This is a genomic window from Klebsiella sp. B345 (assembly GCF_051131735.1).
Classification (GTDB): Bacteria; Pseudomonadota; Gammaproteobacteria; order Enterobacterales; family Enterobacteriaceae; genus Klebsiella.
Genome location: NZ_CP180444.1, coordinates 23,657 through 48,902 on the forward strand (window position 1 = coordinate 23,657; position 25,246 = coordinate 48,902).

Here is a 25,246-nt window from a genome sequence, read left to right on the forward strand (position 1 = left end):
GGCGCGTCAGTCGCCCCCGAGCGTTTTCTCACGACTGAGATCACGAACCATATCCCGTTCCATCTGCTGCAGACGGTCGCGCTGCAGGCTCTCTGTGGCCACCTGCTGAACGGCCGCTTCCTGACGCCGGGTCTGCGGGTCATCTGGCAGCACCGTTTTCTCCTCTCCCGGCCGGTCACGTTCGAGACCCCGAATGACGTCCCCGATAACCTCTTTTATCTGCTCGCCCGGCTCGCCCGCCTTCTTCTCCTCTCCGGACACTTCCCGGGTCGCCTGCTCCGTCTGTCTTTCCATCTCCCGGTGCTGTGCCTCTTCTGCGGCCCGCTGTGCCAGAACCTCTGGCGGGAGCGGGATGTCAGTACCGGTATCATTGATCGGAGGATTCGGCAGGGGATCAGCCCAGATGCGACCGCCGGTGAGGGCCTCCGGGTTCCAGGGGCGGTCATCACCGGCAAGCCGGACCACCACCCCGCTGTCGGGATTATCGCGTGCAATCCTGACGCCTTCGCCCATGTTCCCTGCCAGCAGACTCTCGCCGTTGCGGCTGTTCTGCAGTGCAACGAACCGGGCTGTCTCGTCCCCCATTATCCGCCCCTCACCGCCGATGGCTTCCAGCCGTCCATCCTTATCCGTCAGCGGGCTGAGCCAGATGCCGGCGTCTTTCCCGTTTTTGTCGAACGCCGGCAGCGCCACGTGCGGCTGCGGGTACTTTTTGCCCGGCGAAATAAATTTTCCCGGAGACTGCCCGCGCGCCAGACCGGACTGTTGCAGGGCGGCCCGGCCTGCGGCTGTCTCATCCAGTGGCTGCGCACGTCCGAACAGCTGACCGGCATTTTTGACAGCCCGGTCGTTACGGGGCTCCAGAATATCGTGCGCTGTGGCTTTCTCAGGTGAATTCCTGATAGCCTTTATCCAGCCCTCGCGACTGTCGGTATACACCTGAACATGCTGTTTCATACGCGATAGCCCGACATAGGCGGATTCAAAGCTGGCCATCCGTTCCCGACCACCGGCCACCCCCTCCAGTGCGATGGCATACGGTTCACTGGCCCCCTGCGCACCATGCGCGGTGATGGCATAGGCAAGGTCGATATGTCGCTGCGCCTCATCCGCCTTCGGGTCCATCGTGCGGGTGGTTTTGCCGTCAGACAGTGTGACACTGTCACCTGAAACGGATTTCACCTCCCACACACTGTTGGCCACATAGCCGCGTTCCGTGTCACTCTTGCTGAAGCGCATTTTGTCCCCCTGAGACACGGTAATCTCTTGCACGCGATAGAGCGTGACACCTTCTGCCGACGCCTCCCGGGGAGAAATCAGCCGTTCCTTTCCTTCACTGTCTGTCAGGGTGATAAGCTGGTTCTCCTTATCCACGCTCCCGATACGGTGGTAGACATTATCAACCAGGGCTATAGCCCCCTTGTGAGCCGTCCAGGTCGACAGTCTGCGCAGCTCTCCGTCACGGATGTTGCTTGTAACCAGCACCGGCAGGGTGACTTCTTCTCTGCCGGTTTCGCCATTCTCCCGCCGTGCGTCATGGATCAGACTGTTCAGCGCCCGCCGGTCATCATTCAGATGGGTGATAATCAGCGTCTGCGACTGCGCTTCGGGGGTTCGGCCGGTGTAATCCTTCACCAGTGCCTCATACAGCGTGGCAGGCTGACCTGCCGGCACGCTTTCGCCCTTGTTCAGCGCTTTCTGTATCGCCTCCTCCTGTGCGGGGGTGAATTCCACCACGGAATTGTCGGGTACCCAGGCGCCGTCCTGTCTCGGCACCTGCGCCGGGGTGACCTGTTCAATCGTGGTCAGCGCACTGTTGATATCCCGGTCAATCAGGCTGTAGACCGCCGGTCTCAGTTCCGGTACCTGGCGCACAATCTCTTTCATAATGGCGACGTCGGCCGCGCTGCGCTGCTGCATCAGCCGGAACGGCTGGCCCGGTGCAATGGACTGCAGCTGGTCGGTATCGCCGCTGAGTACCGCCCGTCCTCCCCCGGCCGCAATCAGGGAGAGCGCCTTCGCGGTATCGGCCAGCCCCACCATCGAACTCTCATCGAGCAGGAACAGCGTGTTGCTGAAATCCGGTGTCTGACCATTACGCTGCAGGAGCTGCGTGTCATGCAGGAACGAGGCTGTCGTCTGCGCCTCCACGCCGGCGCTCTGCATTTCCCCCACGGCGCGGTGTGTCGGCCCCAGACCGATGACCCGAGGCCGGGTTGCTTCCGGCAGCAGCCTGATGGCCCCCGTCACGGCCCGGAACTGGGTGGTTTTCCCCACCCCGGCATAGCCCTGAACCACCGTGAACCGGTCCGTCGTCTCCAGTATCATCCGGGTGGAAGCACGCTGCCCGGACGTCAGGTCCGTCATCAGGCTTCTCGGTACACTGTCCATCAGGGGGGCAACGGCCTCTTTGCCTTCCAGCACCTTTGTCAGAATGCTTTTCTCTGCATCCCAGGTCTGGCGGGAAATCAGCAGGTCATTGCCCTGACCGGGTGCCACCGGCACATTCAGCAGACTGCCCACCTTAATCTGCGCCTGAATGGTCGCGTCTATCTCCGTCATCGGAACCTTACCTCCGCCGGTTTCCAGCGCGGTGGCCAACAGTTGCGGGCGCGTGAAGGTCAGGTTCTCGCTTTCCAGCAAGGGAATGGAAAGGTGAATGGCCTGCTCTGCAGGAGTGTGCAGCCCGGCTTTCTGTGATGCGATGGCCGCATCCAGGTCTGTCTCGCCGGAACGGGCCTTCAGCTGCTCAGACACCACGCTGAAGGCGGTGTGTCGCGCCAGTTTTTCCGTGGTCCGGGCCACATCCTGGGCGGAATAAAGACGGATATGGCTCCCGCTCTGCGCCAGCTGGTTCAGCGTGGCGTTATCCAGCTCACGTTGCGTCACCGAGGCAAAGACCGTCGCCGTTTCGCTGACCGAGCGGCCAGGACTTTCCACCCATCCGTGCCCGACCTTGATACCGTCGAACGGGCTGCTGCCGACAGAAAGCGACTGGGTGGTTTTCTGGCCGGGACGCTGCACCGTCAGCTGACCGGCTTCCGCCTTCAGCACCGTGACGCTCTCGCCGCCTTTCAGGCGCGTGTCGGGTATCTTCCCCAGCACGGCCAGACGTTCACCTTCCGCCACCGGCAGTTTGTCGGCCCGGAATAACGTCCACTGGCTGTCGACGGCAGAAACTTTCAGGTCCAGACGTTCCCCCTCTTTGTCCCTGAGGGTCAGCATGTTGCTGCTGGCGGTCACCCGGTCGATGACAAAGCGGTCATGCTTCCGGGCCTCCGGGTCCCACCGCTCCATCACCATCCCTTCCCGGTAATAGTCCCGGACACCCCGGTTTTTACTGTCCAGCCATACCGGCGTCAGGGCAGTCACCGTCAACTCCTTATCTCCGAGCGCCCCTTCGTTTTTAAGGGTTTCACGGATAATGCCGTTCAGCACGCTCTGCTCACGCGTGCCGCTGATTTGCGCCACGCTCACCTGCCCTTCACGCACGCTGGCGGCGAACTCCTGTGCCAGCCGGCTGTAACGAACATGCTTGTCCGGCTCACTGATGATATCTGCCGTGGCCTGCTTTCCGCCCTGCCAGCGGTACGTGTTCACACCGCTGTCCTTCAGCACGGTCAGCGCACTCCCGGTCCCGCTGCGTTTGCCGCTGTCGGAGAGCAGGACCTGCACGTTATGGCGCATGGCGCCATCGAGCAGGGAAATCGTCTCCTTCAGGCTCAGCTTCTCCGCCTGGTCGACAATTAAGGTCCCGCCCGGGATAAATGCCGTCCCGTCCTGCAGGGCAGATTTGCCTGTGACGGTTTCTCCGGCCAGTCGCGTATCCCCGGCGAGAAAATCCCGTGAGCGGTTATCGGCCGCAATAATGTGCACGTCCCGACCCTGCTCCCGGGCCATGAGGGTCAGTTCCGCCACCCGCTCACGCTGGCCGGCCGCGCCGCCCTGACCGGAGACAATCCCCATTGCCGGCCGGTCCTGCGCCAGTACGCTGACGGCATCGCTGAAAGGCGCCTGACGCATCACTGACGCATCCGGCGTGACGGACACATGATTCTGGCGCTGCACTTCCTGGCTCAGGGCTTTGACTGACAGTTCGTCGAGGACATGGATGTTTGAGGTGAAGAGGCCTTTCTCCCGGTCGAGCGGGATCAGCTGCTCCCGTTCGATGGCCGCATCGATGCCCCCTCTGGCCAGCTCAAAAACGCCCGGCTTCGCCTCCAGCTGGCTGACCGTGCGGGCCAGCAGGTCGGCATAGGTGAACTGCACTTTGCGGTCGCTGAGACCGGCGATGGCTTTCGTGACCACGTCGCTGATATCCGGGCCGTCGGTTTTCACCGGACTGACGGGCGCACGGGCGATTTCTGCCGCGCGCTTATCGGCATCCTCGCGATAGCCACGGATGTCGAACCCGGTCTCTTTGAGGGTGTTCACCCACTCCACCATTTTTTCTGCCGGATCGAGGGTTTCTTTCGATTTACGGGTATCCAGTGTGGCCACATCGCGGGATTTCAGGGAGGCATCAGGGCCTGCAGCCTCCCTGACCTCCTGACTGCGGGTGGAAAACGGCTCAACCGGCACATCTTTCATCTCCCACATGCCGTGTTTGCCTGTCACTTCCGTCTCATAGCCGAGTTTCTCAACGAGAGGTTTGAGCACCTCCCGGTAGAGTTTCCCGAAGGCTATCTGACTGGCGTACACATTCTCGATAAAGCCCGTTTTACCCACCGTATCGGTGCCAAGAGACTGCCACTTGTCCCCGTTTTGCGTCGCATTGATGACCACGGCATGGGTGTGCAGTTGGGGCTCCTGATTGCGGTTTGTGTCGTGATTAAATTTCGCCACAATGAGATTGCTGGTCAGCACGGTTTCGCTTTTTCCGTCCGTCATGACCCTAGTCGCCGCCAGCGTTTCCACCTGTTTTACGGCTTCGGTGACGGCCTGATTATGGGCATCAATCAGGCGCTTATCCCCACCGATCATGGCCATGACAGACACGCTCTTAGGGGCGGAAAAGGTCAGGTCATAACCTGGCCGGTGTTTGTTCACACCATCCTGCATCCGGGTCAGGTCGCTGCCGTCAGGGAGTTTTCCTTTCAGCAGGTCAGTGAACACCTGCTTGTCCACCTTCCCGTCAAGGCCCAGCGCTTCCGCGCCCTTTCCCTGCCAGCGTTCATCCATAGATCCGATAACGTAATAGTTATCCTTGTCCGTATAGTAATTGCCGGCGCTCCCCGCCGACTTTACCGACCCAATCGACATCATCAGAAGTTTCCTCCGATTTCGATATCATCCTGCTCGCTGCGGCTGTGGTTGATATTGACCTCTTCGCGTCGCTGCATATCCCGCTGTATCTGTTCACCTTCCAGCCAGGCGTCATAAGCCTGCATGTCTTCAATTACGCCATCCTCGTTCATTCCGGCCGGCAACATATTCTGGTCCGCCCCGACAGGCTGCTGCGCCAGTTCCTGCGCCGTCCCCCCGGACGTTACAGCAGACACATCGGTGGCAGCGGCCACTGCTGTAGCACCGCTCGCCGGCACCACAGGCCGGGGCCGGGTTAACGGCACGGTTGTCACCCGCATAACAGGCGTAGCTGGCTGAGGTGTCACTGGCGCGTTACCGGACGCTTCAGCAGGTGGCGTTTTTTCTGGTGGCGTCGCGTTGACCGGCGTCGGTATACGGTCTCCCGCCGGCTTAATTGCTTCAGGCGAATTGCCGGTATCGCCTTCGTCTTTAGCGACCTCGTCCGGGGTAAACAGCATCCGGGCATGGCTGCCTTCAGCCTCGCGGGCTTCCAGCTGAGCACTGAGTCTTTCATCCATGCGAGTATCGAGGCGGCGCTGAATAAAGCCCTCGGCGATTTTCGGTCGGGGCTTGTATTTCAGGGCCAGTTTTACCGCCGGATACGGCCCTGGCAGGGTCACGTAGCAGGACAGGTCCGGGAGTGTCTGAATATCGGAGTAACTGACCAGTGTTTCTCGTTCTTTCTCCTTGCCTGTCGACACCCCGTCACGCACCGGGTCCGCACCGTAGGAATACTGCTCACTGGGTTTGAGATATTCCCTCTCTCCAATTTCGCCGGCGGCGAACTCGGCAATCACCTTACTCGGGGAACGGAAGAAAGCTCGTGTGTTCATCACGTCAAACAGCGTGGCGGCAGGCTTCACGCCGTAAATATCTTCCAGCTGGGCATAGGACTGGATTCCGAACACATAACAGCCACCAAATTTTCGGGCTTCCGGCAGAATTTCAACCAGGTCTGGCAGCTTGTGCAGCGTGGGAAGTTCGTCAGCAAAAATCCACACTCGCCGGTTACGGTTCTCCCCCATCGCCAGCAGACCACGGATGGCAATCGACAACCACATCGAGATAACCGGCTTCAGGGAGGCGTGCGTATCGGCATTCGAGGAGATAAACAGCCAGCCGTTGGGCTGGTCCTCACGGACACCGCGCATCCAGTCCCGGATAGTGAACGGCTCGCCATTCTTTTCAATCCCCTGCAGGTAGCGGATGGCCTTGACGTAGTTGGTCAGCACCGCACGGATGGAGATAGCTGTCTTCTCAATTTTTTCTTCAACCAGGTTAGCGGCCGGGGTGTTCTGCAGGTAGGCACGGAGCTTATCGATTTTGATGGACAGCATGGTATCAACCAGCTTCTCATAGCTGCGGTCCTTGTCCTCGCGCATCAGGTAGGCGCCCTCGGCAAAGATGGTGCGACCGGACCCCTGCCAGAACGGATCTTCTTTGGTCCCCATCGGGATAAGGGTGTTGGAGATATTGTCAAAATCCGGCAGCGTCAGGCACTCTTTCCACAGGTCCCAGGCCGCACAGCGCGAATCCAGCGGGTTGAGGATTTTATCCAGTGACGGGTCGTAATAGCTTTTGACGAATTCGCAGGAACGGTCGTAAATAATCGCCATATCACCACGTGCACGAACGTAATTCAGCAGACGGCGTATCACCTCGGATTTACCGGAGCCGACGGTGCCGTGGAGACAGAAGTTCTGGATTTCGGAGTTAAGTAATATCGGCAGATCGCCGATTTTAATATCAGAGGCCACCCCGTCGCGTTTTATCTGGCGGGCTACGTCTTTGGGTTTATCAGAAAGCTGGCGCCCCCCGGTATCTTCATCCTCGCTCTGCTGTTTCCCCTGACGACCCAGCACCCAGCTGGCGACAAAGAACGTCACCACGCAGACTGTCAGCGACACAATGGCGGCAAAAACAAATGCCGTCCACAGCTGTTCACCGCACCATATTGTATATTTATCGGCAAGAATTTGTTCCGCATTATATTCCAGCGACTTTCCGTAATAGTTAATCGTATAGACCGGCTGGGAACGAATAATATCGCGCATCGGCGCCAGCGTGGTACACCACCAGTAGACGCAGCCGTTCACAAAGGTCTGCCAGCTGAGCCGGTACATCAGCATCAGCCCACATAACACCCAGAATAAAATAAACAGCACGTAAAATATAATATTGGCAATCTGACCAAACATGCGAAAGCGCATATTGGCAATCTGACCACCTTGCGTCATATCTTTGGCATTAAAGCTCATAGTTATTGACCTTAAATACAAAAGCGAAGGAATGTTCCGTCCACGGTCGGCAACGCCTCACAGATGCACAAATAAATTGTGCAACTGCTCACCGTTCTGAGGAGAACTAAGTTGATTAAATGTCGATTTAACCTGAAAAATCAGGGGCAATATCAGTCTGACCCGGTATACCCGGGCCGTGAGATAGAAGACTTACAGAATATTAGCGATGGATTTCACATCCACCCCAGCATAGCATTAGCGGTTCTATTCATGTCGACTGTAACCATAGGGATTACCCCCAACGTCTACGCCCCCAATCATAGGAAGACCCGTAGCAGGATTGTGCTCATCAAGTTTTATGCTTTCATATCCGTCATCATTCCTCAATGCTTTAGTTTTACCTACGGATTTAAATGATGTAATAATAGAGGCCATTGCATTAAGTTTATAAGCATTAAACCCAATATTTACACATACGCTCAAAACGATTACAGACCCTATTGTAATCAATGTAAAAAAAACAAAACCAAAAGGAGCAAGAGCACAAAATACAACAACTAACAAATACCACAAAAGAAAGGTGGAGACATAACGCCTTAGTTTTTTAGAAAAAAATGAATACATCTCAGAATATATTATGAAACCGTAAGGAACAGAGAGATACAATGATCTTGCGTTGAATGAAAAAACAATCGAAAAAAAACCAAGAATAACAACAGCAATAGTTGAAACAAATAAACCAAGCCTCTCCTCACTAACCAACTCACTGAAATGCAGCTTTACACTAAAAATTAAAAGAGGCCACAGTGCAAACCAAAGACACATCATGATCCCTGGCCACAAACAATGCCATATTGAGAGTGTCCTTAAGCCTTTATAGCTCAACACCCTTTTTAAAATTCCCAATTCGCGATTAACAATATCATTTGTTATCATATTCCCCTCTTATGGTCTATGGAAGCTTATCATTTAAGTCCTTAGACCTTCTCAGTGCGTTCTCTCTAAGTTTTTCCGTTGTATCGCTTATTAACGTAGTTCTCTGACTATCAATTTCTTTATTATATTGACCTGTAAAATTATTTCCTGCTGTTTTGTGGTGGGTTTCCAGATCGGTCTGCTGTTTTTTGACCTCTCCCTCCTGCTGCTTAATTCCCTGTTGGCTTTCTCGGTGTGCCTCTTTGTTTTGAGAAACCATCGTATCGACTGTATGACCCACATTATCCTTAATTCCGGTATTATGCGTCATGTCATCAATGCTACCACTGTGCTGGCTATAATCAGCCTCTACGGAACCCGCACCTCCGCCACCAGATACATTAGGCATTCCCTGACCAATACTCCCTCTCGCCTCCTGATAGGCGCCATCCACTTTAGGCTCTACCTGCGTTTTAACAAATTCTCGCGCCAGGGCTTCGCGTTGTGCAGCAACTTCCGGAGAACTGGTGTTGGTCAGAATGGTTGCAGCGTCCTGTGGCGCACGTTGCTGAACAAAGCTCGCAAACTGCTGCGTCAGATTCTCGTTCATCTGACCACTTATACTTTCAGTACGTGAAGCCATTTCACTGTATTCATGGCTACGTGTACGACTATTCGTGTATTGATCATAACTGTTTTTTGCGCTGGAAAGTGATGCGGCAAACTGGTCAACACGCGAGCTGGCATTATTATCCGTAATATTGCCTGATGTAGTGGTTTTTCGGCTGGTAAAGTAATCTGATCCTTCTTTAAAATCTTTAGCTGCCTGACTACTTATATCATGACGACTGTCTTCTGAGTTACGCCCAGATTGTCCAACCGTATCCGTTGAGCCGGTACTAGCAGTTCCATTAATTGAAGCTTTTCCACCGACTTCCGCGCGTCCTCCTGTGCCGAAAATTTCAAAACCACCACTTGCTTTAGCGCTGCCATAAACTTCACCAGTGATCGAACCTCTTGTATTTTCATCCATAAGATTCTGGAAGGATTGCTCGTTACTGATGTTATTGGCTTTAGCATTATCAACAACTGCATTCCACATTTTACTTCTGGCCATTGAGTCCTGTGAGGACTCAGTAGTGTCGGCCCCACTCGTCGTCGATGCACTGCTCCCCATATTTGTGCCAAACTGTTTCAGGCTGTTCCATGCACTTGTCACACTGCTGTTATAGCCATGTAGTGCGCTTTCCGCCTGAACATCGGATTCCCGGGCCATCTGTTGATTGGCGCTGGCCAGTTGCCGGCTGACGTTAATTTCTACTGGCAGCTTAGAGGAACGCGCCTCCCAGAGCATGGTCCCGTCCCCTGTCTGTGTCTCCGTGCCCCCATTCCCCAGCTGTCGGGTCATCTGCCCAAACGCGGTGGAACTGTTGGTGCTCCAGCTGTTCCCGCTGACATTATCCGTCTGCATATTTGAGAACGAATAATTCCCGTCCACTACGCTGGAGGAGGCCTGCGACGTGGAACTGAGACCGGACGAAGCAAAGTGGCTGTAGGCGCTGGAGAAACCTGCTCCCATACTTTTAATCATCGCCCAACTGAGCGGGGGGATCATCATTGAGATATACCCTGCGGTGGTGGCAATATCCGAGTTTTTCAGCTGCAGCTGAGAGAGCTCTGAGAGGACCACCGGCACCCCATTTTGTTTCGCATAGTAAGCCATCGCGCTGTTCAGGATAGCGTACAGCAGAGGCCACGACTGCAGCCACATCAGGGCAAAGACGTAGCCCTTCAGCACCTGCATGGTCATCATGTTGAACATCGCCGCCATGACCATGATCGGGAACAGGCCAAACATAATACCCAGTATCACTGTCTGCATCATGGGCAGAGAACGCAGCGCCTGATGTCCCATTGTCGCCTGGGCCAGACGTTGTTTTTCCAGCGACGAAGTATTGGCAATGTTCACCAGGCTGGCCGTATCGCCACTGCGGGCTGCGTAGCTCTGGATACCGCTGCGCAGGGCATTCATCGTCACGTTCTGGCGGATAATCTGCCCCGCATTCTGCCCCGAGCTGTAGAAGAAGCTGTAGCTGTCACCGATCATCTGGCTGAACAGCAGGTCCGGGTTAGGTTTACCCCCAAAAAGCTGGCGCGCGTAGTAGTTCCAGGTCTTCCCGCCGGTCTGGGTATCCAGCGCCAGGGCTGATTTCAAATCACGGGAGGCTTCCTGGCAGGTTTTAAACTGATTGTTTTTGTCAAAAACGCCGCGAAGCGGGCTGGGGTTAGAAAAAATAATCGTGTAGGGGTCAGACGAGTTCAGTAGTTCCTCAAACGTATACTTGTGATTGAGGAAAATATCGCCCATCACGCAGTTCTGCACATAGTCTGAGAACAGGGTGGTGATTTCCGGATTCTGCGAGATAAAGTCCGTACTTTTCGCCACCAGGTTCCCGCCAAATAACATCCCCGTTTTGCTGTACGTCACACTGTCCGGCAGGGAGAAAATCATCTCATAGCTCTTCACGAAGGCATCCCCGACGCGTGTTGTGAGCGAGGCAGGAATAGCCAGCCCAATCGGCACGTTGTCAACCTGATAGACCTGAGACACATTGCTGTAGTCGATAATCTGCACCGGTTTGCGGATGACGACCAGCATCGAGACCAGTGTCAGCGCAAACACCCAGCCGACCAGGTCCATGATGTTGTGTTTTTTCACCCAGCTGCCGGCGACGATCAGCACGGAAAAAGCGATGCACATTTTCTCGATGGTGGACCAGGTACCAGTACTCATGAAAGCAGAAATGGCATTCAGGTTGCCCCGAAACCAGTCGCCACCGGCGATCGTGTAGATTTCCAGCATCAGAGGCTCCCCCCGAAGTGATAGTTGTTCTGGTAACGGGTCATCATGCGGGCGGATACCTGCTGACGCATATAACTCATCTGCCGGTCAACGACCAGCAATGCATCCTGCTGGACCTGTACCCGGGACTGGAAAGCGGCGATCTGCACACTGGCCTGGTTCAGGTTTTCGAGGATCATATCCATCGTCGACTGCGGGTAGTTCCCGGTTGCGACCATTGCACGGGCCTGCTGGATCAGCTCCTGGATGTACTGCAGCAGAATGTCGTAGCCGATATAATCCGTCAGCTGGTACAAAAGCGTGTTAGAGACCCCGAGCATCTGCGGATCGACCAGATATTTGAAGACAGGAATGGTGGTACTGGAGATAAACCCCTTCTCCTGCTCTGTCAGCTTCTCATCCGCCACAGCCTTGGTCTGGATACTGCTGAGCAGTTTTGAGATCTGATTTTTCAATGCCTTATCTGAGGTGATCGTCACTGTCGCATCTGCCACCACTTTCAGGCACTTGTCCGAATCATTGCAGTGGTAGATTTTGGCCGTGCCGCCTTCCATCATCACCTTAATCAGATCCTGGTCGGTGGTGCGTGCCGGCAGCGGCGTAATTTCGCTGTTCTCGCCAAAAATCAGGGTACCGGTCAGAGTCATCACAAACTCTTTCAGTTCCTTATTGCCGTCGAAGAGCCGGTTTTTGGACAAAGCATTCCACATAATGTTGATGTTTTTCATGACCCGCTCCTTGTCCTTGTCGCTGGCTTTGTCCTGCACCTTGTCCATCTGGCCACCAACCGAACACCCCTGACGGGAAGCCGCCCAGTCGGCAAAGATGTTGCTCTCACCGGCGATGTCCTGGCAGACTTTCTGCTGGGCTACCTGAGTGCGGGGAAACAGCCCCCCGACGATCCCCTGTGCCGCCTGGCAGCTGCTGAGGTTCATGCTGTTGATGTCGCTGGCCATCTTCTGCAGGAAGTCTTTTGCAGTTTTGATTTCCGGTACGGTCGTCTGCAGGGCGAGATCAAAGAAATACCCCGCTGCGTTGGACATGATTTGTTTGCCGAAGCGCTGCAGCTGCTCGCTGTTGATAAAAGAAAACGCGCCGAGGTAGGCATCGATACCGCCACAGCCGGCATTAATATCCGGCAGGGTCATACTGACCAGCTGAATGGTTTTCACCTGCGTCCGGGCATACAGCGAACCACCGGAGGCGTAACCCGCCGCCTGCCCCTGCCAGACCTGAGGCTGACTGGTATTGGACGCGAACCCCAGCTTGTTGAAGAAGTTGTTCATATCGCCGTTCACATCGGCGGCGGCCGGGAGAGAGATACCAAGCAAAAAACCTCCGGCCAGCGCGGCCCTTTTAATGTTGCTCATTCCCTGTCGCCCCCATCATCTGAAATACGGTATCCATTCTGGCCATAAACCCCTGCGCATCCGTGGCTCCCTGCAATATCGGGTATGCCGCCAGGGTGTTCACGTTGACCAGAAACGTGGTCGGCGTGGCCACCGGGATATTCGGGAAAAACGTCTGCATCACGTCAGGAGGAACCGGCAGTGCCTCCGGAAATGCCTCATCGCCCTGCCCGTCGATGGTGTAAGGGAAGACAGAGAAGCCGACCTGTGCGGACAGCTGCTTCAGCACCGGATCAAACTTATGGCAGTAAGGACAGTGTCCCTGCATAAACAACACCACTTTCCAGTCGCTGAGGTTGACCTGCTTACCGTTGCTGAGCCGGTACCAGCGGGCCTGAGAGACCGGCTTCGCAGACTCAGCTACGCCAGAAAATATCTCCGGAGCCACGCCAGTTATGCCCTGCGGGTCCCAGAGAGATTTCACTTCATCGAGTGTACCGGCACGGGGCGCAGACGACAGAGCCAGTAACAGAGACACACTGACGACGCGACTAAATATCTTCAGATTGTTTTTCACGGGCTTTCTCCTGTTTTTCTGCCTCAGCAATCAGGGCGTTGATAATTTTGTACCCGCCGAAAATAACCATACTTAACCCCAGAATTTCTCCGGCCTGAATGGCCATCTCAGGCTGTTTTCTGACGAGCCGGGCTATCAGATGGAAAAATACGCCCACCGCCAGTACCCACATTCCGGTAATGTCTAAATCGGGAAAACGAATCTTTCGCATGACACACTCCTTAAAAATTGGGTTTAAAGTCGCTGGAAACGTAGAGGAACTGTTTCGCCAGGTCGTCCTGGCTGATAAAGCCGTAACTGAGGGGTTTCACCTGCCCGCTTTTCGGGTTGACCAGCATCATTGCCGGGAAGTACTTCACGCCGAGCTGCTGTGACTGGCCCTGGTCCATCCGGCTGTCAGGGAGCAGGGGATTCACTACGCCATCGACAGAGACCGGTATCACGCTCAGGCCATAGGTCTCGCGGAAGTTTTTGATGACCTGGACCAGCTGGCCATCAATGGCCTCCCGGCCGCGGTAGAAAAACATCACGCCATAGTGCTGCGCCAGAGATGAGATGGCTTTACGCTGTTCGGCATAGTCGGCGGCCAGCTGGTTTTTCACGGTGCCGTTGTAGTGGCTGTACTGCAGGTTGTAATCGAGCTCCGGGTTTTCCAGCATGGCCTTCTTCGCGCTCATCGAGAACAGACCGGCCTGCTGCGTCCAGTAATTCTGCAGACGGAAATACTTCACAAAATTATCAGATGAGGGGTAAAGAATAGCCTCGTAAAGCGCCCGTTTAGTGGCGCTCTGCAGTTCGGCGAGTTTCGCCATAATGTCCATTCTGGCCGGTGGAACCGCAGGCGCGGGCGGCGTATCCGGCTCCGGTCTTTCCAGCTTTTCGTTGTACCACTGCCAGCCCGAATCTTTCGCCCAGGCTGGCATCAGGGCGCAGCAAAGGCACCCCGCCAGAATGGCGGCATGTATTGTTCGCATGGTAAATACCCTTTTATGAATTAACGCGGCTGGCGTGACAGATGCTGATAGACGCTGTACTTATCAAGAAGACGCCGTGTTTTTCCTGCGTCATTGCGGGCTTCAAAGCGATACCCGCTGCAGTACAGGGGAAGCGAATTCATTTCCAGGTTCACCCGCTCCCCTCCTTTAATCACCCACGCGGCCTGAGAAACCCGGTCACACTGAATACCCCAGGCCCGGTTGGTGGCCATAAACGCATTAATCTGCTTATCGCGCCACAGGCTGTAAGACATGACACAGACCAGGAAGACGACAAACACGCCGACAAACAGCATCACCACCCCGTATGATTTTTTCTCTTCCATGCCCCCTCCTGGTCACATCGTGAAAAACAGCGGCATAGGCTGAGTCATCTTTTTTTCTCCTTACGACTGGTTTTTATCAGTCCCGCCAGGGCAGAAAAAAACAGGTAACTCACCAGCCAGAAAAAACCAACCATGATAATAAAAACCACGCTCTCAATATAATCACTATCCGTCGTCCCTTTGACGGCATCCCATGAGAAATACAACACAGGAGATATAATGATTATCGTCAGAAGCAATCTCACCAGAAAATCGACAGTTGGATGTTTATGAAAATTAATTTTCATGGTTGATCTCCTTATGACTGTTATCTTCCTTCACCTTCAGTCCGGCCTTACCGGCGGGTAAACCGTCGGGAAAGCGAGTGGTGCATTCCTGTGCACCTTTTGATGTGAAGAATCCGGGGTCATCCTCCCCGATAATATAATCGGGGTAGGTAGTAAATCGAATATTAGAGTGTTCGTCATAGTTTAATTTGCTATTATCCCTGAAGAAATCAACTCCCCCCTTATTTTTAAAGCGTTTCGCATCCTCACCTGATACTTTCATAACCAGCGAGTCGGGGTCGACCTCCCACATATCTCGAGTATCCAGCATTGTCCGGGTAGCGTTAAATTCAGCTTCAAATCGTAACAATTTCAGACCTGTGGCGTACATGGCAACCCACCCATCCATTTTTGTTTTATTTCCACTTTGCTCTGTAACCGTATACCGGGAAATTATTCTTACTTTTGTAAAAAACGTCTCATCCGTTTTCTTACACTGAATGACAGTGCCGGGTGTCTGCATCGAATACAGTTTTCCGAGGTCCTCTCTGCTTACGGCGTTTGAAACTGGTATTGTTAGAATAAAAAATAAAACCGGGGCGGACCTGACCAGCCTATTCATTTAAACCATCCTTATTATTTTCAATACGGGACAACGTGATGACATAAAAAACAAGCGACAGCGCCCCCATCCCCATACACTCAGCCCATTCCCGACTGGAGAACAGAGAAAATGCGACAGCAACTGTTGCCTGTGATGTCAGAGCACCGAGAAATATCAGGAGCAGGCTGCGGCCTGACATGAACACAGCAATCATGAATGGAATTAAAAACAAGGTCAGCAGCTGAAATATCATCATAAATGACGCTGTCATTTCATCACCTTTAAATTTAATTATTCAGAAATCATTTTTCTGAAGACTGCGTGAGAAGTTCTTTTATGCGTTGTTTTGTTTTATCAGTCAGCTCACTGTTATCCGGTATTTTCTGGTTATTTATCAGGTCCTCCATGAAGTTAGTAAAGTCCAGCTGATTAAAGTTAATGCCTTGCAGTTCGGCTACCGTGATCCCCCGACAGTCCGGACTGCTGGCACCACCGAACCCAATATGCAGCTGTCCGTTACGGCCTTGCTCCTGGACTATCTGAGCCAGTTTTGAGTCAAACTGGCAGTAACTGCGTTTTTTCTCCAGGCAGATCCCCAGTACCTTCTTCGAGCAGAACTCACCAATACTGACTGTCAGCTTGTTGGTTTTCGCTTTGGCCAGCGCCTTCTCTTCGCTGCTGCAGCGTGCCAGGCCCACATCCTGGCCCCATCCGCTGTCCTTGCAGCAGTTGCTGAAGCCTGCAGCGAACTTCTTACAGAATTTTGCCTTGCCGGTGAATGCCCTGACGTCCACCCCGTTCAGCGCCGCAACATCTTTACCCGCAGCGGCCAGCGCCGCGAGCTCCGAAACTGCCTGTCCAAAGCCGTTGTTCGTGCCGCTGACCGCTTTATCACACTCGCCATCGAGGCAGAACACGTCCCCGCCGCAGATCATCTGCTTACCGCTGGTCCGGGTTTCACAGGAGTAGGTCGCATACTCATGCAGACAGGTCCCGTCTTCACCGGTGAAGGCACACTGGCGTGAAGAGAGCGTGCAGGCTGCATTGTTCATCAGGCTCTCACAGGAGCCGTGATCCGCAGGCTGTGTGAGCCAGGTGTCCTTGTATTTCCAGCATGCTTCTGTGAAGGAATACTCTTTGCCTCCCAGGGTGATCGTCCGGGTCCCGCCCGGGCTGATACATTCCTCCCCCGTTTTCGTGCCTTCGTCCTTGCTGAACGGACAGCTTTCAACCCAGACCACCTCTGGTGCAAATACGGTTTCCGTCTCTTCCATGACCAGAATGACCGTGACCTGAATGGATTTAACATTCACTGATGGCCGGGTTTTCGACGTTTTCGTTACCGCAAAGGTCTGCCCGGCGGCAACGTTCCGGTCCATGCTGAAAGACTGATGAATTTTCCCGGTGCCATCGTAGTAATGGTCAGTACAGTGCGTGTTCTGGCCCCCGGAGCACGTCGTCACCGTATTCGGCCAGGTCATCACATCGACAGGGAATGTTTTATCAAAGAGGCTGATGTTTTCGCTGACTGCAAGCTTACAACTGTCTCTGACCTTTCCTTCGTTGTCACATTCATTAATCCAGGGAACCGGCAGAGGTTCACCGTCAACAGACACGCTGAGCAGACGCCCTGTCGACGGGATGGTCAGCGTCCCGCTCCATCGGGTGCTGTTTCGGGTGAAATTCATCGGGACAGCCTGCTGGTAGGTACGACTGACCTTTTGCGTCGTGGCGTTGTCTTTCAGCGTCGCCTCCCGCGTGCAGAAGTTCTCCACCTGCAAATCCCGCTCGCACGTATGGTTCGTGAACTCGCTACGATTAACCACCTGTGCCGTACAGGCCTGACCGGTATTCCCCACGATGGAATCGGCCCTGGCCTCGGTCTCTTTTGCCGCCTGAATAAACGGCGAATCGGTTGAAATACTGTCAGGGGGCCGGTTGGTGAACGATTCTGTGATACTTTGTGCGGCCTCGTTCTGGCTGAACTCCGAGGCAGAGTCACTTTTCAGGGAACTGTCACCGCTGGCTGTCACGCCACCGTAGTATTTCGTCTGGTCGGGTCGGGAGGTATAACCGGGTAAGTTCTGCTCACCATTAAAGTTTTTCAGGGCATCCAGTCCGCCTCCCTGGACCTGTTTTGCAAAGTCTGAACCGGTTTTGTAATCTGCATTGCTGTCTGCACTGACCGGCGTCGTCAACCAGATAAATGTCACGAGCATCACAGTATGTATGGCCAGACCCGCCGGCAATATTTTCATAGCCCGCCTCCCGTAAGAGAACATTCAACCATTGTGCAGCCACCCAGCGCGGCTTCCTGAATGCCGACAGGGAGACTATTTTTATTGCTAAATATGTAAAAAAAGCATTTCATAAAAATCCATGTAAGAAGGGAGAAGTTGATATGACCGGGAAACTCAAACATTGCGTAGACTGCGATAAACCACTTAGCAGAACTGCTGTCGTGTGTAATGCATGTAACTCTACAGATCCGTTCGGGAAGAAAAGACTGAATGACAAAATCCATTTGTTTTTCTGCTTTGCCGTCGGCGTGCCGGTACTGACTGTCACTATTTTATGGGCTCTGGACCTGATTAATCCTTTCGACTTCTTCCGCTGATAACTTCACGAGTTTCGCGATCAACATAAAGTCCTGACGGAGAGACTCTCTGCGCCAACGACTTATCCTTTTGTGAGGTTTGATCGGACTCAGCCGATAACAGAGGGAATACACTGAATCAAAACTCCCGGTGATGTCCCATCCCCAGTTCAGCTCAGGCACTCCTGATTCGGCATCTTCACGCAGATGCTGGCTAAGCCGCGAGGCCTGGGCAACAGACGAAGTGAAAGCGACATAGGGCATAACAATATCGACGGGGTAGCCGTGCCCCTGACAGGATGCGTAGGTTCTGAACGCATGGGCGTTCATACAGGCCACCAGGTACCGGATATCCTTGTCGATATAATGGTACGGTTTCCCATTCATGGCTGGCTCCTGATGGCGCCTGAGGACAGGTCGAGCATCTGTCGGGCCGTCTGTGCGCAGTCCCCTTTCTCTGCGACCTTCTCCAGGGCCTGTTTCAGCCTGATATTGCCACGCACCACGTCGAAGCCGGCTTTACAACGCACCACCAGGGCCGGCACGCTACGGATGCCGTACTGTGTGTAGAGCGTCGGATCGATTTGCACACCGTCAGTCACCCCGTCGTTCACCAGGTGCATCACCGCATCGGTCGTCGCTTTCATATCGTTGTTGACCAGCCCTCGCAACGTGGCAGGAATGCTGTACTGCCGGGTCTCATGCAACATCCGCTTCAGACCTTCTTCCGGTATCGAGAAGGACACAAAGTACAGCGCCCCTTCAGTCGGTTTTTCCTGGTTAGCCTCCTTTTGTTGACTGGCCAGGTTATCAATAAACTGACGGTCAGCGCTGGCGAGTGGGTTACGGTTAATCTGCGCTTCCAGCTCCTGCTGCAGCTGTTTGTCCGGATGCTGACGTAACTGTTCACTGAAGTTTTCCTGCTGTTTCAGCCACTCCCTGTCTGCCGTAGTCGGACTGCCTGGGCTACCGGCAGCGACGACTGGGCCTGACAATACAACCAGCGTCATTAATACATTCTTTAACTTCATCAGGGACTCCGTTCAGAGGTAGACACAGTTACGTTTACGCCACATCAGGTAGCCGTAGTTTTTCCGCGTGTTGGGTGGATTTCTGCCCGCCTCCCAGCGCATCACACTGCGCCCGAGGGGGTGGCACTGACCGCTGTCCGGATACATATTCACCATCTGATAGCGCCACCGCTCTTTTGGGATGATCGGAGACGGGTATTCGTAGCAGACCGCCACATCTGCGCCGACGGTCTCCATAATTTGTCCCTGCCGATGAAGCTTGTAGGCCATTCGCTCACTGAGTAACAGCGATGACTGCAGGGGACTGGACTCATTGCTGGCCCAGCCGGAGAACGGGTACATCGAACCCTGAGAGCCGGCGCACCAGAACAAAATATCGAGTGGTTTGTTGAATGCACTGGCAATCGCATCTGCCGCACATGCGCCCTGGGCGATCGGGTTAGCAAACAAAATGGCTTCCGGATTCAGAATGGTGGTCAGGCTGCTGTCCACCCAGGTCGGGTCGATTTCGGATAAATAGGCAATATCCATATCGCCTCCTTCCAGGCACCCGGCTGAGGTAATGATGTTCAGCCAGTAGGTCAGCGGATACTTGTACCAGTGGACGTGATAGAAGGCCCCGTTCACCTGCTTGTCATCCTTCTTAGCCGTACCCATCCCGGTCTTGCCGAGATTAATACTGAATCCCCCGAGGTTCACCATGCAGCCAGGTGAACGGCTGACATCCGTCATGGCCATCGGCTCCCAGTAGCCAATCGCCAGACCGATACGAACAAATATCGGGGGCGGTGCGGGACAGTACTGAACCGGGCTGGACGGATTCACGGTATCCGGGCCGCCGCCGGATGCCACCGCAGTGCTTCCGATGGACATCGGGAAGATACATTGCCAGCAGACATCGGTGATCGGGTTAACAAAACGGCCCTCGCAGGAGGGGTCCGCAGCCGCACTGAGGCTGTATCCCCACATCATCAGGGCACTCAGAAACAGGGTCAGGGATTTCACTGAAACGTCCTTATTTAACAGGAAAGGTTTCGATATTCAGCCGCTCACCGGAGGGCGCCGGCGTAATACGCGCCGGTACACTGGTCAGGCCGAACCGTTTTGAAAGCACACCGTTCTGGTCAAAATAAATCCGGCTGTCCAGCGCGGCCGAGGTGTCAGGGACGCTGCCCCGGACCAGAATAATCTTACTCATCAGCGTTTCCGGCACCTGGCGTTTCATCCAGGCTATCTGGTCAGGATCGTCGCCGTTGATAAAGTACAGGGTCTGCATAAAGGGCACGGTTTTCAGGGGATTGATGAGCTCGCCCTGGTGAGCAAACACCCGCCCTTCGCTGTCCTTCAGGTCTTCCGTCAGGCGAATGCTGGGGTCAAACCAGCTCTGCGCATATTTCTCCGCCCTGTGCAGTCCCTCCACCGGGGCCGGGCGCTGGCTGTTTTCGATCACCCGCTGCTTAAACTCGCCCATTGTCTTATCCCACTGGCCGGATTGTTGCAGTCCCTGCAGCCGCTGCGTGATAAGTTCCAGCATGTCCTGCTCACGGACCGGCCATAAATCCCCCCAGGTACCGAGGTCGGCGGCCTGTGTCAGCGGCGAAAGCAGACAGCCGGCGAGCAGAAAAGCGCGTAGTGTTGTCATTCACGCTCCCCCTTCATCCGGCGGGCAATGTCGTGCTGAATGGTGCGGGTTACATCGGATGCGCCCTGAACCACTGCGGGCGAGACCAGAATGAGCACATGATGCTGCTGCTGGTAATCCGCCAGACTCTGCTCCAGCGCGCTGTTAAACCTTTCCGACAACGCTTTCGACTGCGCCTCTGACAGCTGTTTCTGACTGACACTGTCCATAAAACTGTCGAGCGTTTTCTTCATATCAAAGGCCACCACCCGCGGTGCGGTGTACTCCAGTACCACCCGCGAGAGAAAGACGTTGGTCGCCAGGACGAAGACAACAAGCGCGACGATGGCCAGCCCCCGTCGATACGGCCGGGGCGTCGTTTTCTGCTGTTCTGCGTGGTTTTCCATCAGGCTGCACTCCTTACGCCATCGTGTGCGATGCGGGCTTCCAGCTCAGCCATTTCCGCCGGGAAGTTAAGGCAGGCCAGCTCATACACCGCGTCATGAATATCGACACCCTCCTTCCTACGCGCCTGGATAAATTCAAAGTCCGCGCCTTTGGAGGAATACATGGCCCGGCTGAGCGGGTCGACGAACAGACGATGCCAGGAGCAGTTCGCTTCCACCTGCAGCATGAAAGAACTGAACCACTGCTCTTTTGCAGAGCCGAAACTGTTAATCATGTCCTGCTCCATCTTTGAGAACTGATCCGGATACAGCTGGTTATATTTGGCGAACTCTTTGGCTGACTGTTTGAGGATCGACTTGTACGAGGAGTTACCCCAGGCCGCCCGGGCTGCGGTGGATGCGGTGGGGGAATCGAAGTCGACAATATTCTGGGTGATGGTGATGTAGGCACCGGTATGCCGGCGCGCGGTCCTGTACCCTTTCTCAATGAACTGCCCCACTTTTTCATTTTTGAAATCGAGCAGTTTCCAGCCTTCGTCAATGACGTTGAGCTTTTTCAGGCTCCTGGGGGACTGGTACATCCGGTTCTCGATATAGATAATCAGCGAGAACATGACGGCAATCAGCAGAGACGGGCGCGATTCAAGTCCCCCCAGTTCCAGCACCACCATCCGGGCGTCATCGCGCAGGGTGGGTTTGTCCGAGTTAAAGTACTCCCCGTAAATCCCGTTCACCGTGTACTGATCGAGGAGAATAATCATCTCGTCCAGGCGGCTGCGGATGGTCGGAGAGTCGGCATATTCCTCACTGTCTTTGGCGCTCTGCAGGAACGCCACCACATCATCGATGCGGGCATGCGTCCCTTTGCTCAGCCAGGCCGCCTGCACAGCCTGCAACAGCAGGCCTTCGTGGACCTCATCCAGGTTACCGTTCGGACTGGCCATCACTGACATCTGGTCACGGATACGTTCCGCGGAGAGGTCAAAGTGCGCATCATCGAGAATATTGGCGAACGGGTTAAACTTCAGCGAATCACCATCGAGGTAGACCCCGCCCATGTTTTCGCACAGGGACTTATAGCCATCCCCCATATCGAACACCCAGGCAAAACCGCCGGAGTCCAGCACACTGCGGATCAGCGGCTGTATCAGCCCCGTTTTACCTGCTCCGGAGGTGCCGCAGACCGCCATGTTGAAGTTGGTGTTATCCATGCCTTCATAAAAAAGGTCGATATACGCCAGCTGGTTGCGGTAGGTCGGTGCGAGCAGACCGGCCGGGGCCTGCGGGCTGTCGGCCACGACCGGCAGCAGGTTGGCGACCTGGAACGTTTCGGCTCGTTTGACCACCCCGGCCGCCTGCAGCTCTTTGAACAGTCCCTCACCGGATTTGAAGGGCAACATGGCCAGAAAGTTACGCAGGTGATGGTAGCGGGCAGGGATCAGCTGGAAACCGCCTTTACGAAAACTGTTCAGCACCTGTTGCTCGGTGGTGAGTGAGGCTTCAACATTGTCCGGGGTATAGGTAGTGATGTTGAAAAAATACGACACAAGGCTGGTCTGGTTGGTCGCCAGACGCTGGCGGATATCACCCCATTCTTTGACTTCTTTCTCCACTGACGGGAAGTATTTGGCGTAAGAGGTTTTGCTTTTCTTCTCCAGGTCCATGAACTTCAGGTTGGCTTCATTCTGGGTCTTCACCTGGTCTTCCACCATCAGTGTCAGTGTGATCACAAACGGACAGGAGATGGAGAGCTCAGGGCTCAGTAAATTGGCGTAGTTATCCGCACTGGTCCAGAGGAAGGCGATTTCCGGGTCACGTTCAAGGTGATAGCTGGTCACCCTGGTGACTGTCTCTTTCCCGTTGTGACCAAGACGACCGATCTTCAGGTGCCCGGCCGTGACCTTCATGTCAAAACTGTCTTCCACACACTGATAGTTGAGGTCCTGATACGGGTCCAGTTTATAGGGTTTGTGATACATCTCGCCCGGATCAGGATTAATGACCTCGCGCATCAGTTCAACCAGCGCGGCACCGTCCATAACACGCGTGGGAATACAGGCGCCACCCAGTGAGGCGCGGATAATTTTGACCTGGTTCTCAAGCTCGACTATCTGTGCTTTGCTTTTCTTTTTTCTCGGGATACAGCAGGAAATAAAGACCCGGTAGTTTCGCAGGGTCAGGGGTAAATCCATGCTTTCCGGCAAAGGGAAGCGGGTTTCTGCCGCGCGGAGATAATAGGCACGGGTAATGGCGTTGAACTTCTCCGCCTCCTTACCGCTCCAGCTAAATTCACGCAGCCCGAACTCAATGTCGTTCCCGACGAGCTTACTGGACACCAGATTAATAGTGAACGGCACGCCACGAGGGATTTTAGTCCGCAACAAATGCTCCAGTGTGCCGACGATATCTTTGTTTGCACCCGGCAGGGGCCGGGCTTCCAGCATAAAGCCGATCGTTTTCGTGTTAATAAAAAGCCCTGTTTCAGAATCATAATCCTGATAGGGTAAAATCCGGCTGAACTGGGGGAAATTCATGCTGCCCAGCGTTTCATTCGCTTTCGCAGATTCGTCAGGCAACTGTAGTGCCGACACAAGCGAATTCACGGCCTGAGCGACTGTATCCATCAGGTTATTACGCATGTGAGCATTCCTTAATGAGCGTTTAAATAATAAAACAAGAGATGAAGCAGCAAACAACAGACATGTCAGACGCTGTATTTTTATGGGGTAATTAAGCATATTTAAAAGTGAGCACAGGGATGAGCACTAACATCAGCATCGAGGTGCCCAGTTGCCAGATAAAAATAACATCCGACAAAAGCGCCCCTTTCCACAAACAGATAAGAAGCGAAATAATTAACGCGGTAACATGAAAAAGAATAACAGCCCAAAAGAGCACCCCTGAAAGCTCTCCGTCACTGACATCAACGCTTAAACAGGCAATATAAAACACCAGTAAGCTGCAGATAATAAACACACCGTCATGACGTACACTCTGAATGAAATCAGGTGTGTACTCCCCAGTCAGTCCGTTGTAAGTCAATCTGGCACCCAGATAGATAAGCCAGTACAATGCAGGGATCAGCAGAAATCCATATTTTTTAATCAAAACCATCATGAACATCATTCCTTATCACTGAGTGCTTTACGTTGCTCATCGAGCGTGACTTGTTTTTCGTTTTCAGGTAACGCCACTTTATCCCTGCAGTTTCCTGCCAGCTTTCTGGCATCCCCGATGGTTAGCGGCTCAGGCTGATGATCCCCGTCAGGGTTCAGGGCCTTGCGAAACGCATCCTGCACACAAGGCGTGTCGCGAGAAAGGATTAACAGTTGCTCCTGCGTTGCGGGCAGACTGTCAACGTGGCCTCGCCAGATAAGGTAAACCATCACGCAAAACATGAAATTAATAAGAAATATTTTCATTTATTTTTAGCCTCATACCATTGCCACTCAGCGGTATAGCGATAATATGATTTGGCCGGTACATTAAGGATAACCCCGGCACAGTCCAGCTTATTCACAGGTTCTGAAAAAGTGCCTGCCTGAATATTTACCTCCATCAGCTGACATTCTGTTTTCCAGTGTTTCCCCGTCTCCAGATCATCCATTGACACGGTCATAATCAGAATGGTGAACATGCCGGCCAGGCCCACAATGGCGGCCAGCGCCCCCCAGATAAAGGTGTTTCCCTTGCTAAAACGAAAGTGATATTTCTCCGGAAGCACACACATGGCGGCGGCCAGGATGAACCCTGTAATAAAGAGAGCGATAAATACGCCAGCAACCCATCCCAGATTGATACCATAGTAAAAGGCCTGCATATTTACTCCTGCGATGTGGATTTGTTATACGCAGATACAGCCTGTTCATATCTGTCCGTCCTGACATGAACGATGACACCGGAACAATCCAGTCGGTTTGTATTACGGGTAAAAATACTGCCAGGAATATCAGTCTCCTTCAGGGTACAGTCCGTCGACCAATATTTACCGTCCTTAATTAACGTTTCATTGCCGGGCTGAGACAACCTGACGATTAATGAATAAGCCGCCAGTCCCACTAACAACACACAGAGAAAAGTTAACGCTTTGTCATTATCCATCACTCCTCCAGGAAGAAAAAACACGCTACCGCCCATCCCTTTCAACGC

At 54.0% G+C, this 25,246-nt stretch carries 23 protein-coding genes; all 23 read right to left on the minus strand.

The features are described 5' to 3' along the window. Positions 1-6: 6 nt before the first annotated feature. Positions 7-5,265, minus strand: coding sequence for a conjugative transfer relaxase/helicase TraI (gene traI, locus ACMYSO_RS25120; RefSeq protein ID WP_434670901.1), 5,259 nt, complete (start codon positions 5,263-5,265; stop codon positions 7-9). Further along, a complete protein-coding gene (gene traD / locus ACMYSO_RS25125; protein ID WP_434670902.1) occupies positions 5,265-7,565 on the minus strand; it encodes a type IV conjugative transfer system coupling protein TraD in 2,301 nt (766 codons plus the stop codon). The genes traI and traD overlap by 1 nt, the downstream gene beginning before the upstream one ends. Positions 7,566-7,811: 246 nt before the next feature. Beyond that, a complete protein-coding gene (locus ACMYSO_RS25130; RefSeq protein WP_434670903.1) occupies positions 7,812-8,483 on the minus strand; it encodes a hypothetical protein in 672 nt (223 codons plus the stop codon). Positions 8,484-8,499: 16 nt separating this feature from the next. Further along, a complete protein-coding gene (gene traG / locus ACMYSO_RS25135) occupies positions 8,500-11,325 on the minus strand; it encodes a conjugal transfer mating-pair stabilization protein TraG (RefSeq protein ID WP_434670904.1) in 2,826 nt (941 codons plus the stop codon). Next, on the minus strand, positions 11,325-12,695 hold the full coding sequence (gene traH, locus ACMYSO_RS25140; RefSeq protein WP_434670905.1) for a conjugal transfer pilus assembly protein TraH: 1,371 nt from the start codon (positions 12,693-12,695) through the stop codon (positions 11,325-11,327). The genes traG and traH overlap by 1 nt, the downstream gene beginning before the upstream one ends. Next, positions 12,682-13,251, minus strand: coding sequence for a type-F conjugative transfer system pilin assembly thiol-disulfide isomerase TrbB (gene trbB / locus ACMYSO_RS25145; protein ID WP_434670906.1), 570 nt, complete (start codon positions 13,249-13,251; stop codon positions 12,682-12,684). Before trbB ends, traH begins: the two co-directional genes overlap by 14 nt. Next, positions 13,226-13,462, minus strand: a complete 237-nt coding sequence (traQ, locus tag ACMYSO_RS25150) for a type-F conjugative transfer system pilin chaperone TraQ (protein ID WP_434670907.1) — start codon at positions 13,460-13,462, stop codon at positions 13,226-13,228. The genes trbB and traQ overlap by 26 nt, the downstream gene beginning before the upstream one ends. Before the next feature lie 10 nt (positions 13,463-13,472). Then, positions 13,473-14,225, minus strand: coding sequence for a type-F conjugative transfer system pilin assembly protein TraF (traF, locus tag ACMYSO_RS25155; RefSeq protein ID WP_434670908.1), 753 nt, complete (start codon positions 14,223-14,225; stop codon positions 13,473-13,475). A gap of 20 nt (positions 14,226-14,245) precedes the next feature. Further along, positions 14,246-14,572, minus strand: coding sequence for a hypothetical protein (locus ACMYSO_RS25160; RefSeq protein WP_434670909.1), 327 nt, complete (start codon positions 14,570-14,572; stop codon positions 14,246-14,248). A gap of 44 nt (positions 14,573-14,616) precedes the next feature. Continuing rightward, on the minus strand, positions 14,617-14,859 hold the full coding sequence (gene trbE, locus ACMYSO_RS25165) for a conjugal transfer protein TrbE (RefSeq protein WP_434670910.1): 243 nt from the start codon (positions 14,857-14,859) through the stop codon (positions 14,617-14,619). After that, positions 14,849-15,460, minus strand: coding sequence for a hypothetical protein (locus ACMYSO_RS25170; protein WP_434670911.1), 612 nt, complete (start codon positions 15,458-15,460; stop codon positions 14,849-14,851). The genes trbE and ACMYSO_RS25170 overlap by 11 nt, the downstream gene beginning before the upstream one ends. Further along, positions 15,453-15,713, minus strand: a complete 261-nt coding sequence (locus tag ACMYSO_RS25175) for a hypothetical protein (protein ID WP_434670912.1) — start codon at positions 15,711-15,713, stop codon at positions 15,453-15,455. Before ACMYSO_RS25175 ends, ACMYSO_RS25170 begins: the two co-directional genes overlap by 8 nt. 31 nt (positions 15,714-15,744) lie before the next feature. Next, positions 15,745-17,700 (minus strand): type-F conjugative transfer system mating-pair stabilization protein TraN, encoded by a 1,956-nt coding sequence (gene traN / locus ACMYSO_RS25180; RefSeq protein ID WP_434670913.1) that lies wholly within the window; start codon positions 17,698-17,700, stop codon positions 15,745-15,747. Between the two features lie 314 nt (positions 17,701-18,014). Then, the gene (locus ACMYSO_RS25185; RefSeq protein ID WP_434670914.1) at positions 18,015-18,425 is read right to left on the minus strand and encodes a hypothetical protein; all 411 of its coding nucleotides are present in this window, start codon (positions 18,423-18,425) and stop codon (positions 18,015-18,017) included. Next, positions 18,422-19,069 carry a type-F conjugative transfer system pilin assembly protein TrbC gene (gene trbC, locus ACMYSO_RS25190; RefSeq protein ID WP_434670915.1) on the minus strand — a complete coding sequence of 216 codons (648 nt, stop codon included), beginning with the start codon at positions 19,067-19,069 and terminating at the stop codon, positions 18,422-18,424. Before trbC ends, ACMYSO_RS25185 begins: the two co-directional genes overlap by 4 nt. Before the next feature lie 12 nt (positions 19,070-19,081). Then, positions 19,082-20,041 carry a conjugal transfer pilus assembly protein TraU gene (gene traU / locus ACMYSO_RS25195; RefSeq protein WP_434671036.1) on the minus strand — a complete coding sequence of 320 codons (960 nt, stop codon included), beginning with the start codon at positions 20,039-20,041 and terminating at the stop codon, positions 19,082-19,084. 43 nt (positions 20,042-20,084) lie between these two features. Beyond that, positions 20,085-20,711, minus strand: a complete 627-nt coding sequence (traW, locus tag ACMYSO_RS25200) for a type-F conjugative transfer system protein TraW (protein ID WP_434670916.1) — start codon at positions 20,709-20,711, stop codon at positions 20,085-20,087. Continuing rightward, positions 20,708-21,097: a type-F conjugative transfer system protein TrbI gene (gene trbI / locus ACMYSO_RS25205; protein ID WP_434670917.1), complete on the minus strand. Its 390-nt coding sequence runs from the start codon at positions 21,095-21,097 to the stop codon at positions 20,708-20,710. The genes traW and trbI overlap by 4 nt, the downstream gene beginning before the upstream one ends. After that, complete coding sequence (gene traC / locus ACMYSO_RS25210) at positions 21,097-23,736, minus strand: type IV secretion system protein TraC (protein WP_434670918.1); 2,640 nt, start codon at positions 23,734-23,736, stop codon at positions 21,097-21,099. Before traC ends, trbI begins: the two co-directional genes overlap by 1 nt. Before the next feature lie 91 nt (positions 23,737-23,827). Next, positions 23,828-24,214, minus strand: a complete 387-nt coding sequence (locus ACMYSO_RS25215) for a hypothetical protein (protein ID WP_434670919.1) — start codon at positions 24,212-24,214, stop codon at positions 23,828-23,830. Positions 24,215-24,219: 5 nt separating this feature from the next. Beyond that, positions 24,220-24,519, minus strand: coding sequence for a hypothetical protein (locus tag ACMYSO_RS25220; protein WP_434670920.1), 300 nt, complete (start codon positions 24,517-24,519; stop codon positions 24,220-24,222). Further along, positions 24,516-24,917: a hypothetical protein gene (locus ACMYSO_RS25225; protein ID WP_434670921.1), complete on the minus strand. Its 402-nt coding sequence runs from the start codon at positions 24,915-24,917 to the stop codon at positions 24,516-24,518. The genes ACMYSO_RS25220 and ACMYSO_RS25225 overlap by 4 nt, the downstream gene beginning before the upstream one ends. A 2-nt stretch (positions 24,918-24,919) precedes the next feature. Beyond that, positions 24,920-25,198, minus strand: coding sequence for a hypothetical protein (locus ACMYSO_RS25230; RefSeq protein ID WP_434670922.1), 279 nt, complete (start codon positions 25,196-25,198; stop codon positions 24,920-24,922). Positions 25,199-25,246 lie beyond the last annotated feature (48 nt).

Excerpts from the sequence above, each read along its gene's own strand:
- traI (WP_434670901.1), bottom strand. The coding sequence starts at position 5,265 with ATGATGTCGATTGGGTCGGTAAAGTCGGCGGGGAGCGCCGGCAATTAC.
- traD (WP_434670902.1), bottom strand. The coding sequence starts at position 7,565 with ATGAGCTTTAATGCCAAAGATATGACGCAAGGTGGTCAGATTGCCAAT.
- ACMYSO_RS25130 (WP_434670903.1), bottom strand. The coding sequence starts at position 8,483 with ATGATAACAAATGATATTGTTAATCGCGAATTGGGAATTTTAAAAAGG.
- traG (WP_434670904.1), bottom strand. The coding sequence starts at position 11,325 with ATGCTGGAAATCTACACGATCGCCGGTGGCGACTGGTTTCGGGGCAAC.
- traH (WP_434670905.1), bottom strand. The coding sequence starts at position 12,695 with ATGAGCAACATTAAAAGGGCCGCGCTGGCCGGAGGTTTTTTGCTTGGT.
- traQ (WP_434670907.1), bottom strand. The coding sequence starts at position 13,462 with ATGCGAAAGATTCGTTTTCCCGATTTAGACATTACCGGAATGTGGGTA.
- traF (WP_434670908.1), bottom strand. The coding sequence starts at position 14,225 with ATGCGAACAATACATGCCGCCATTCTGGCGGGGTGCCTTTGCTGCGCC.
- ACMYSO_RS25160 (WP_434670909.1), bottom strand. The coding sequence starts at position 14,572 with ATGGAAGAGAAAAAATCATACGGGGTGGTGATGCTGTTTGTCGGCGTG.
- trbE (WP_434670910.1), bottom strand. The coding sequence starts at position 14,859 with ATGAAAATTAATTTTCATAAACATCCAACTGTCGATTTTCTGGTGAGA.
- ACMYSO_RS25170 (WP_434670911.1), bottom strand. The coding sequence starts at position 15,460 with ATGAATAGGCTGGTCAGGTCCGCCCCGGTTTTATTTTTTATTCTAACA.
- ACMYSO_RS25175 (WP_434670912.1), bottom strand. The coding sequence starts at position 15,713 with ATGACAGCGTCATTTATGATGATATTTCAGCTGCTGACCTTGTTTTTA.
- traN (WP_434670913.1), bottom strand. The coding sequence starts at position 17,700 with ATGAAAATATTGCCGGCGGGTCTGGCCATACATACTGTGATGCTCGTG.
- ACMYSO_RS25185 (WP_434670914.1), bottom strand. The coding sequence starts at position 18,425 with ATGAATGGGAAACCGTACCATTATATCGACAAGGATATCCGGTACCTG.
- trbC (WP_434670915.1), bottom strand. The coding sequence starts at position 19,069 with ATGAAGTTAAAGAATGTATTAATGACGCTGGTTGTATTGTCAGGCCCA.
- traU (WP_434671036.1), bottom strand. The coding sequence starts at position 20,041 with ATGATGTGGGGATACAGCCTCAGTGCGGCTGCGGACCCCTCCTGCGAG.
- traW (WP_434670916.1), bottom strand. The coding sequence starts at position 20,711 with ATGACAACACTACGCGCTTTTCTGCTCGCCGGCTGTCTGCTTTCGCCG.
- trbI (WP_434670917.1), bottom strand. The coding sequence starts at position 21,097 with ATGGAAAACCACGCAGAACAGCAGAAAACGACGCCCCGGCCGTATCGA.
- traC (WP_434670918.1), bottom strand. The coding sequence starts at position 23,736 with ATGCGTAATAACCTGATGGATACAGTCGCTCAGGCCGTGAATTCGCTT.
- ACMYSO_RS25215 (WP_434670919.1), bottom strand. The coding sequence starts at position 24,214 with ATGATGGTTTTGATTAAAAAATATGGATTTCTGCTGATCCCTGCATTG.
- ACMYSO_RS25220 (WP_434670920.1), bottom strand. The coding sequence starts at position 24,519 with ATGAAAATATTTCTTATTAATTTCATGTTTTGCGTGATGGTTTACCTT.
- ACMYSO_RS25225 (WP_434670921.1), bottom strand. The coding sequence starts at position 24,917 with ATGCAGGCCTTTTACTATGGTATCAATCTGGGATGGGTTGCTGGCGTA.
- ACMYSO_RS25230 (WP_434670922.1), bottom strand. The coding sequence starts at position 25,198 with ATGGATAATGACAAAGCGTTAACTTTTCTCTGTGTGTTGTTAGTGGGA.